The organism is Shewanella scandinavica (genome assembly GCF_031932065.1).
Lineage (GTDB): Bacteria > Pseudomonadota > Gammaproteobacteria > Enterobacterales > Shewanellaceae > Shewanella > Shewanella baltica.
Genome location: NZ_JAUOES010000051.1, coordinates 1 through 7583, shown reverse-complemented (window position 1 = coordinate 7583; position 7583 = coordinate 1). Strand labels below are relative to the sequence as shown.

The 7583-nt window shown below is 41.6% G+C and carries 10 protein-coding genes; 3 read left to right on the top strand and 7 right to left on the bottom strand.

All coding sequences use genetic code 11. The annotated features are described in order from the left end of the window. Window positions 1-454 precede the first annotated feature (454 nt). Complete coding sequence (locus tag Q4Q50_RS22075) at window positions 455-1393, top strand: LysR family transcriptional regulator (protein WP_006087342.1); 939 nt, start codon at window positions 455-457, stop codon at window positions 1391-1393. A gap of 113 nt (window positions 1394-1506) precedes the next feature. On the opposite strand, the gene Q4Q50_RS22070 is transcribed toward Q4Q50_RS22075, so the two are convergent. Next, a complete protein-coding gene (locus Q4Q50_RS22070) occupies window positions 1507-1998 on the bottom strand; it encodes a VOC family protein (protein WP_311901169.1) in 492 nt (163 codons plus the stop codon). Window positions 1999-2709: 711 nt separating this feature from the next. Here Q4Q50_RS22070 and Q4Q50_RS22065 point away from each other — a divergent pair. Both Q4Q50_RS22065 and Q4Q50_RS22060 read left to right on the top strand, forming a co-directional pair. Continuing rightward, window positions 2710-3057, top strand: coding sequence for a helix-turn-helix domain-containing protein (locus Q4Q50_RS22065; protein ID WP_311901167.1), 348 nt, complete (start codon window positions 2710-2712; stop codon window positions 3055-3057). Then, entirely contained in the window at window positions 3054-4316 is a 1263-nt protein-coding gene (locus tag Q4Q50_RS22060) for a type II toxin-antitoxin system HipA family toxin (protein WP_012089970.1), read from the top strand. The genes Q4Q50_RS22065 and Q4Q50_RS22060 overlap by 4 nt, the downstream gene beginning before the upstream one ends. 145 nt (window positions 4317-4461) lie before the next feature. Here Q4Q50_RS22060 and Q4Q50_RS22055 read toward each other — a convergent pair whose 3' ends face one another. The 6 genes from Q4Q50_RS22055 to Q4Q50_RS22030 form a co-directional block, all read right to left on the bottom strand. Next, entirely contained in the window at window positions 4462-4974 is a 513-nt protein-coding gene (locus tag Q4Q50_RS22055; protein ID WP_012089971.1) for an NUDIX hydrolase, read from the bottom strand. Window positions 4975-5094: 120 nt separating this feature from the next. Further along, window positions 5095-5532 carry a GNAT family N-acetyltransferase gene (locus tag Q4Q50_RS22050; RefSeq protein ID WP_012089972.1) on the bottom strand — a complete coding sequence of 146 codons (438 nt, stop codon included), beginning with the start codon at window positions 5530-5532 and terminating at the stop codon, window positions 5095-5097. Between the two features lie 91 nt (window positions 5533-5623). Beyond that, on the bottom strand, window positions 5624-6028 hold the full coding sequence (locus tag Q4Q50_RS22045; RefSeq protein WP_311901162.1) for an immunity protein PIM1 family protein: 405 nt from the start codon (window positions 6026-6028) through the stop codon (window positions 5624-5626). 105 nt (window positions 6029-6133) lie between these two features. Further along, a complete protein-coding gene (locus Q4Q50_RS22040) occupies window positions 6134-6526 on the bottom strand; it encodes a VOC family protein (RefSeq protein WP_306178892.1) in 393 nt (130 codons plus the stop codon). A 102-nt stretch (window positions 6527-6628) separates the two neighbouring features. Further along, complete coding sequence (locus Q4Q50_RS22035) at window positions 6629-7039, bottom strand: DUF5086 family protein (RefSeq protein WP_113941477.1); 411 nt, start codon at window positions 7037-7039, stop codon at window positions 6629-6631. Between the two features lie 104 nt (window positions 7040-7143). Further along, window positions 7144-7583, bottom strand: a 440-nt coding sequence (locus Q4Q50_RS22030) for a hypothetical protein (RefSeq protein ID WP_311901155.1), incomplete at its 5' end; no start/stop codon positions are given.

The window sequence follows — 7583 nt, the reverse complement described above, 5'->3', positions numbered from 1 at the left end:
AATTAGACCCGATAGATGGCTTTAACCCACTTCTACCCAAAGTTTGCCGCAGCTCGAAGTTCAGGCATTTGTTATCTGATAATTTGAGATACATAATGTAATGACTACCAAAGAGTAAGGTGTGATCATGAGGGATTTGATAAACCGTTACATTGAATCAGACTTGCCTAGTCTGGTTCACGCGCGAACGCGATCATTTTTCATGAGCTTTGGGCTAACAAATCTTTGCCCTATTCTTGGTTAGAGTAGAACCCCTAACTCATACTGCTAGTGCGTATTTGCCCTACCTCAAGTTATCCGTAAAAGTCAGCCTTTATAAAATTATTAGCCGTTTTGTAATCTAATCTCTAAATCTTTTCATTAACCTATTTGACTCTCTCTGGTTGAAGTTCGTCATGAGTTTGTGGTTCTCTCTGAGCGATAGGGACACAAAGGGTGATTTTCAGTATAATTAATGATTATTGAAAATGTATTTATTAATAATTATTGGTTTCTAACTATGCTCAATCCTATTTGGCTTAACACTTTTAAAACATTGGTCGATGTTGGACACTTCACCAAAACGGCCGAATTGCTCCACATGACGCAACCTGGGGTAAGCCAGCACATAAATAAACTAGAAGCTGCATGCGGTTATCCTCTAATAAAGAGATTTAACAAAAAGTTTGAGTTAACAATCTATGGGCGTAAAGTTTACGATTATGCTGTCAAACATTTTGAAGAAGAGTCTGAACTATTACAGAATTTGGCACACGACGAACCTTTCCGAGGTCGCTGTACTATTGGCTGTTCGGGAACTTTCGCCTGGTTGATTTATTCAGAATTACTTTCTTTGCAAACGAGTTATCCAGACTTATCCATTGAGTTAGAAGCAACACCAAACCAACGTATATTTGAGCAAGTACTACAGGGAAAATTGGATATAGGTTTAGTGACAAAAGAACCCAATCCTAAATATTTTGCGAGCCGTATTATTGGTGCGGAGTGTCTTGCTCTTGTGCTGCCACTTTCCGCAGACGAAAACTTATCTATAAATGAATTGTTAATGGAGTTGGGAGTAGTTCGTCATCCAGATTTGGCTCACTATTTCCAAACTTATGTTAATCAAGCCCACAATGATTTACTTAGTTTGGTCGATTTAGAGAATGTTTCGACACAAAGCTACATTAACCAAGTGCATCAAATATTGGTTCCTATAGCTAAGGGTATCGGTTTTACGGTGGTTCCTCGATGGTGCGTCAACCTGTTCGCAGCCAAAGAACAGCTAAAAATATTCAATATTACCGCAGAGATACAGGAGCCTGTGTACTTGGTTAGCAAACTTAATTCACCACTTGCTAGGCGTTATGAACAGATCATTAAAGTTATCGAGAACTCTTTTGATATTGGTTGATGTAAGTTAAGAACTACTATTCAGAAGCTATTAGCTTTTTGATCTTATATCTGACCTAGGAATGAATACAAAAAGGTTGGCATCAGAGCCAACCTTTTGTTTTACGTATTTACTTATTCATAGTCTGAAGCGTAAGTGTCTTCGTAAGAATGTGAGTAGAACTCAAACAGGTTGCCAAACGGGTCTTCCAGATAAACCATTTGTGCTTGTTTTAGCTCGTTTTCTGGATGGTAACGCATGATGTCCATCCGAACTTTACCGCCATACTCTTCAACACGTTTGATTGCTGTATCAAACTGCTCTTTAGGTAGCTGTAAGCAGAAGTGGAAGATACCTAGGCGAGCGAAGTCTACTTCATGACGTTCTTGACGATCTTTCATCTCAAACAGTTCAACGCCGATACCATCTGTTGTTACCAAGTGAGCGATGTTAAAGCCTTTAAAACCTTCACCGAATACCGCAATGCACATACGGCCAATCGCAGATTCTCGTCCTTCAATCACTTTAGTCTTGTTCATTACAATACGAATACCTAGCGCTTTAGTATAGAATTCAACCGCTTTGTCCATATCACCAACCATAATACCTACGTGATTCATTTTCATAATGTGCTCCAATACATTTCTTTTTGTAACTATCGTTTCGATGGAATGGAATATATGGCTTAATCATTAGCAATTAAAATTATCGATATTTATAAAAATGATAATTTTAAATTATAATAAAGGTAAGGTGTTACATATCGCCGCCTCAGCGCGATCTAGGCTAGCACGAAAATGTCCAAAAATGAGCCAGTGAATCACTCTACACCAGACTGATTCATGCTGACCTTAAAGCAGACCCATTTCGCCCCGTTTCTTCCTTTCAACGGGGCTTTTTTTTGCCTTAGCATGAATCAAATCTCTAGAGAACTGATTCATATCCCTGTTATGCCTGTTCCAACTGGTGATATCGAGAGTTGATTAGTTTGTAGCCCAAAGAGGCGTTACTAATAAAATAGCTAATCCGAATCTGGCTAATAAGGTTTTGTCCCAGAAGTGTGGTGTTAAATAACGACTCTTTAATTCCTCTCACGCACAATCAAGCCTGCCTAATCTCACACACCAGCGCGGCCATAACGTAGACCACGACAACCGCCTCATCTATGACAAAATCCAATACGACATCAACGGTACATATACAACGAATATGTTGTACCCATACGTATAAACAACAAATTGATTGTATTTACACAAATTAACAGCGTATTAGTTGTATTTAATTGCAAATAACAACTAATATGATGTTTATGAGTAAAAGATAACCGAGCCAACACCATGAAGCATCTCAGCGAATTAGCCACAGAACTCAAGCACTACCGAGAACAACTAGCACTAAGTCAGAAAGACATGCTGCTGAACATTGGTATGTCACAGCAACAATACCAACGAATAGAAAGTGGCAGTGATACTCGCTTATCGACATTACTGAGAGTCTTAGAAGGATTAAATCTTGAAATGATGATCGTCCCTAAACAGCACATAAGTGCAGTAAAAGCACTCATTAACCAAGCAACTTTAGAACCAGAAATTGACCGTCATTTGCCTAACAACTTAACGACAGAGACGGGGACATCTTGGGATAAGGTCTTACATTCAGTTGATGATAAAGAAGATAATCTATGAAACCTGCTGAATCAGTAGAGGCCCTCGCACTTTATTTAAATCATCAACGGATTGCGATACTCACCCATTATTCAGGTGGTAAAAACATTCTGAAATTTGACCCTGAATATATCGCGATGCCAAAAGCACTTCGACCAACATTAACGCTCACCCAGCTGCTAGACCCACATTACATCGATAAAATACAAGTCAGAACACAAAGATTATCACCGGTGCTGTCCAATTTGCTCCCCGAGGGCGCATTGCGGCACTGGATGTCAGCCGCGCTAAAAGTACATGAAAACAACGAATTTCCTATCCTAGCATGGGCAGGGAACAATCTTCCCGGCGGCTTAATAGCATCAGCCATAGCAAAAGAGAATATTCCAGCCTGGGCATTATCACCACGAGAAAGAACAGAAGCCATCGTAATCGACATCACCCACACCAGTAATAAGTTCTCACTTGCCGGTGTTCAAATGAAATTCTCGACGAGCAGAAACGATGGACGATTCAACATAAATGCCAATCAAGAAGGCCAAGATAGTTGGATTATCAAGACGCCTTCAACAGTACACCGCAACGTCCCACAAAATGAATACACCGCAATGAAGTTGGCACAAATAATCGGAGTAAATATCCCTGAAATTGAGCTCATTTCACTTAACGCATTGGATAATTTACCTAACATCAAACTCCCAGATGAACCAACGGCTTATGCAATTAAGCGCTTTGACCGCAGTGATACGGGCCGCATTCATGCAGAAGACTTTGCCCAAATATTCGAAATTTACGCTCATGATAAATACGGTAAATACAACTACGAAGCCATAGCTAAAGCTCTATACATGAGCAGCTACAATGGATTAAAAGATGTGCAGCAAATGGCAAGGCGGTTGCTGGCCAATATCTTGCTCGCCAACGGTGATGCCCACTTAAAAAATTGGAGTGTTATCTACCCTGATACCCAAAATGCGATACTCTCACCCGCTTACGATATTGTGAGCACCTTACCCTACATAGAAGGCGAAACCGCCATAGCCCTCAACATGAATAAACAAAAGCTATGGTACGCCATAGATATCGCGACCTTCCAAGCATGGGCAACGAGAACAGGCCTACCATGGCCCGCGATAAAGGTTCATTTACTGGATGTCATGCAAAAAGCCCGTACTCTTTGGCCAAAGGCACTTGCTGAACTCCCCATGCATGAAGTGCATAAAACGATATTAAAAGCTCACTGGGCCAAACTACATAACGACTTTAAAATCCTCTGCTAGCTAATGATATCAGGCCCCAATAACAATATTGATTTCGGTTGTAACATCGGGGTATAGGTGTGAATCAGCTCTCCAGATATTTGATTTATCTTAAGGGAAAAAAACGCCCCAGAATCTCGCAAAGGGGCACGAAGGGTAGCATGAATCAGTCTAGGTCAGAGTGATTCACGGCACGATTTAAGGCTAAATAGTCAGAACGCTTGTTAGGCGAATGTTGGCGTTGGCTCAATACTGCACTCAAAAGCTCAGGAATCCACTTTGGTTTGAATATGTTTGGGTTCTCATTTTGCATTTCTTTAATACTCCACCATTTCCATTTTTGAATGGTGCACTTTTCTTCGTCGGTCCATTCTGCCGCGAATATATTTGAATTTATTGGGCACTCTACTAGATAGTATTTTTCTAGCCAGCGCGCAGGTGTTGAGCGTGCTACAGCATATACTTCATCTCGCTCTTTCAGAAGATGTCCAATTTTTAGAGTAAGTCCAGTTTCCTCGTATAGCTCCCGTGCGGCGGCGTCAGTGTAGCTTTCTCCTGTTTTAAGCTCGCCGCCAGCGGTTGCCCAGAATGGTGCTTGATGCTCGTCCTTGTATAAAAATAATAAAAGGCGTCCTTCGCTATCTACGATAAATAATCTCGAAGATTTTCTGACTTCCATTTCTGCTCCAAGTGAAATATGTACTTTGATTAGATTGTGCCTAACGCTCGCCTAAACGGCGAGCAACTTGTTGCGAGTCCAGCGGCCGCAGGCCACGATGTTTAAGGCGATTGTTAGAGCTCACAGCTTGATGACTGCCAACATATCTTCACCATCTTCATCCAAACCCACTTCCTGAAAGCCAAAACTAGAATAAAAATCTTTGGCGACGGTGTTCTCAGGGTCATAACAAATTTCAATCTCTTTTACTTTGTCGTACGCTTTGATTTCATTGAGCGCCAAATTTAGCGCAGTTCTACCAATACCCGCTTTTTGATAACGTTGATCCACCATAAAGCGCCAGATAGAAACTCTTTCAGGTGTTTCAGATACCCACATGAAAAAGCCAACAGGTTTATCGTTTTGATAGATTGCCTTACAGGTATGCCCTTGGCAGTAATGTGACTCAACCAAAGACCACATATTGCTCGCAACATATTCCTGTTGCTCATCAGTGACATCTAAGTCACATACTGCTTCATAATTTGAACTTGTAACATCTTCCAGTGTGATACTCATGACTTTCCTTAGCTCTAACGTTTGGTTAAGGGGTGGGCTTTAGCCCGTCCCAGCGAGCGGAGCGAGCGATTTGAACCAGTTGTTAGGCGTGCTAGGTGATTTGTAGGTTTTTTGGATATGGAAATTTGCCTGACTCGTAGCTGTTCCAGAGAGACTCTAAAAAATGATGTGAAACTCCTAAGATATTTGCCTTGGTGATGAGATCAAGATCATCTGATACATAACTGGCAAGCTCACTCTGCGATGTGGCTTTGCTTACTAAAAGAAAGCTGATTTTCTGAATATTATATAGTTTTGTTTTAGTTGGTTCTGGCTGAGCGCTACATTCCCAAGCGTTTTCAATACTCTTAAACAAGTTACTCCACTCAATACCGAATGTAGGATGGTTATCTCGTGCATTCAATGCTAATTCCACATCGAGAGTAGCGTAATAGGAGGCAGGCAAGAGGCTGCCTGTTTCAATCCCCTCCAAAATTCTGTCTATGAACTGGGTCATTTTGAACTATGCCTAACGCCCATTTAAGGGGCTGAAAACAGTTTGCTAAAATGTGTAGCGAAGCGAAACCGAGCAAACTGTTAGCAGTCCCGCTTTAAATTCTTGTTAGAATTCACTGGCTCGAATTTGGAAAATATTGCCCTCTGGATCATGAGCATCACACACTCTATTGCCTTGAAATAGCCATTCACGTTCTGGCTCATTTAATTTGCCACCTAGCTGCTCAGCTATTTTTCGGGTAGTGACAAGATTTTTAACGGGAAAACAAATTTTAATCGCTGTGTTTTCTCTGCGTTCTGGTGGTGATGAGATTGCAATTTTAGCTGCGATTGCGGGTGCTAGAGCTACCACCGTTAATTGAAAGCTTGGTGACTCAAGTAGCACATAGTCAGGTTCTTTATGAGTTACTGGTAGACCAGCAAGCTCAGAATAAAACTGGCTCACTCGCTGAATGTCTTTTGCGTAGATAACTGCTCCCGCGACGAATTGTCCTTTCATTCGATCCTCCTTGAAGCCGCTGGGGCAACTGTGTGAGCTCTAACGCCAAGTTCAGTGGTGGCACTCCGTGTCGGGCATCCACTGCAACGCCTGGTTATGCATTTACATGCACTCTATTAAGGATGTGTCGCAAATTGCCCCACCCTTGCCATTGTTTTCTTTCTGCCAAGACGAATAAGCATTGTCAAAAGATTCAGGATAAACACCGCCTTTATTCAGAGGGTCTTTAACACTGGCCTTCAATGCTTTTTTTGTGATTGCCATATGGCGAACTAGGCGCTCGACTTGCCAAGCAGCATTGCCATGTTTTCGACCAATCACTTCAATATGAAATACACCGGTAGTCGCTGCGCTCTCAAGGTTATGAATGATGACCCACCGACTCATATTTTCGGTAGATTCAATAGTCCAGATTCCGGCCTTGTGTGTAGCTAGATCTGAAGCAAATGCGCTACTTGCAAGCAGGCCAGAGATCAACCATAAAATTCTGTGCACATAAACCTCAAGATGCATAACGCCCGGCTATGGCGCCGGAGTGCAGTTGGAATTTTTTGTGGTTTTCACCACAAAAAAGGCCGACGGAACGGAGGTCGCACATGAGCCGATTGTTATACGATTTATGCAAAAACACTTAAAATTACCAACTCTTGCGCACCCTCATGGGTGAGCTTAACTTCCTTCTTCATTGACTCAGACAACCACACTTGAAAACTCACCAATTGTAAATACGCGTTTTCATTTTGGATATCGCGCGGTGAAACGTCCAACTCTATTTCTGTTTCTACAAAGAAATGGCAATTTATCTGAATTTTTTCAGGAAGCCAAATGCATAGAGTAGTTGGATTCGTTTCCTGTAGTCGCTTGATTAAGAGAAGGCTTCCAGGCAGCTCCAATTTAACATCGCCGTGATAAAAGTCGATTTCGTAGTTAGAACCTTTAATTTCTGCAATAAATTGATCCCAAGCCTCCGGCTCAATATTTTCGACATAAATATCACGCAGAGACCCGTCCGCCTCGAATTCATGCTTGATTTCATTCCATTGCTTCATAGTGGTCT

What these genes read in the sequence shown, in the direction of transcription:
- Q4Q50_RS22070 (WP_311901169.1), bottom strand. Translation starts at nt 1,998, where the DNA reads ATGAAAATGAATCACGTAGGTATTATGGTTGGTGATATGGACAAAGCG.
- Q4Q50_RS22045 (WP_311901162.1), bottom strand. Translation starts at nt 6,028, where the DNA reads ATGACCCAGTTCATAGACAGAATTTTGGAGGGGATTGAAACAGGCAGC.
- Q4Q50_RS22060 (WP_012089970.1), top strand. Translation starts at nt 3,054, where the DNA reads ATGAAACCTGCTGAATCAGTAGAGGCCCTCGCACTTTATTTAAATCAT.
- Q4Q50_RS22065 (WP_311901167.1), top strand. Translation starts at nt 2,710, where the DNA reads ATGAAGCATCTCAGCGAATTAGCCACAGAACTCAAGCACTACCGAGAA.
- Q4Q50_RS22075 (WP_006087342.1), top strand. Translation starts at nt 455, where the DNA reads ATGATTATTGAAAATGTATTTATTAATAATTATTGGTTTCTAACTATG.
- Q4Q50_RS22035 (WP_113941477.1), bottom strand. Translation starts at nt 7,039, where the DNA reads ATGCATCTTGAGGTTTATGTGCACAGAATTTTATGGTTGATCTCTGGC.
- Q4Q50_RS22055 (WP_012089971.1), bottom strand. Translation starts at nt 4,974, where the DNA reads ATGGAAGTCAGAAAATCTTCGAGATTATTTATCGTAGATAGCGAAGGA.
- Q4Q50_RS22050 (WP_012089972.1), bottom strand. Translation starts at nt 5,532, where the DNA reads ATGAGTATCACACTGGAAGATGTTACAAGTTCAAATTATGAAGCAGTA.
- Q4Q50_RS22040 (WP_306178892.1), bottom strand. Translation starts at nt 6,526, where the DNA reads ATGAAAGGACAATTCGTCGCGGGAGCAGTTATCTACGCAAAAGACATT.